1 protein-coding gene and 1 pseudogene are annotated in these 1,046 nt (G+C 37.7%); one reads left to right on the top strand and one right to left on the bottom strand.

Annotated elements, in window-relative coordinates:
* The coding region (ssb, locus tag ACFIO3_RS13735; RefSeq protein ID WP_375704649.1) for a single-stranded DNA-binding protein at window positions 1–236 on the bottom strand (236 nt) is incomplete at its 3' end.
* Between the two features lie 331 nt (window positions 237–567).
* Between ssb and ACFIO3_RS13730 the strand changes: the two are divergent.
* Window positions 568–1,046 (top strand): annotated as a pseudogene (locus ACFIO3_RS13730) (excinuclease ABC subunit A); the annotation flags it as partial.

The following is a 1,046-nucleotide window of genomic DNA, read 5'->3' as shown; positions in this document are numbered from 1 at the left end:
TAAATTTTGCTCCCCTTTTTTAAATATTGCTCTGCAACTTTGACAAGGTTTTCATTAAAAATAACAATACTATGCCATTCAGTACGTTCTTTTCGCTCATTTGTATTCCGATCACGCCAACTTTCTGAAGTAGCAATACGTAGATTTGCCACTTGATCACCAGAATTCAAACGGCGGATTTCAGGATCTGCCCCGAGATTACCAATCAAAATAACTTTATTAAGGCTACCAGCCATCGCATAAACTCCAAAATTTTAAATTGTACAATATTTGTTGTATAACAGTTACAACCATCTTGACCTTCAATTTATATGTCTACAATTGACCTCCAATATGGATATTGCTATCCTTTCCCAATATTGTATCCATTAATTATAACAAAAGATGATAAAAACGCATAGTTTATTCCACCACCAGAGAATAAAAAGCTGCTCATTTGTATTTTTCTTTTCACAAAACTTATTCCTTCTTTCTGCATTAAAGCAGTTAAACACATTGTAATTCTAAAAAAACAGTTTTATTCCATTTTAGATGCTCAATTTTTGTCACATATGCCAAGGATAAAATATGACACATCAAAAATATATCTCTATTCGCGGTGCACGTGAGCATAACCTTAAAAATATTGATCTCGATCTGCCTCGTGACAAACTCATTGTTATAACAGGACTTTCTGGATCAGGTAAATCATCTTTAGCTTTTGATACAATTTACGCTGAAGGACAACGTCGCTATGTCGAAAGCCTTTCGGCCTATGCACGCCAATTTCTGGAAGTCATGCAAAAACCCGATGTCGACCGCATAGACGGACTTTCTCCCGCCATCTCCATTGAACAAAAAACAACGAGCCGCAATCCCCGTTCAACAGTAGGCACCGTTACTGAAATCCACGATTACATGCGCCTTCTCTTTGCCCGTATTGGTATTCCTCATTCTCCTGCAACAGGACTTCCTATTGAAAGCCAAACGGTAAGCCAAATGGTGGATCAAATTATGTCCTTACCAGAAGGAACGCGAATTTTTATTATGGCCCCTTTGGTGCGAGG

The organism is Bartonella sp. AD328YNZD (assembly GCF_042196425.1).
Note: the sequence above shows the minus strand (reverse complement) of the source record. Positions and strands in the feature narration are given on the sequence as shown.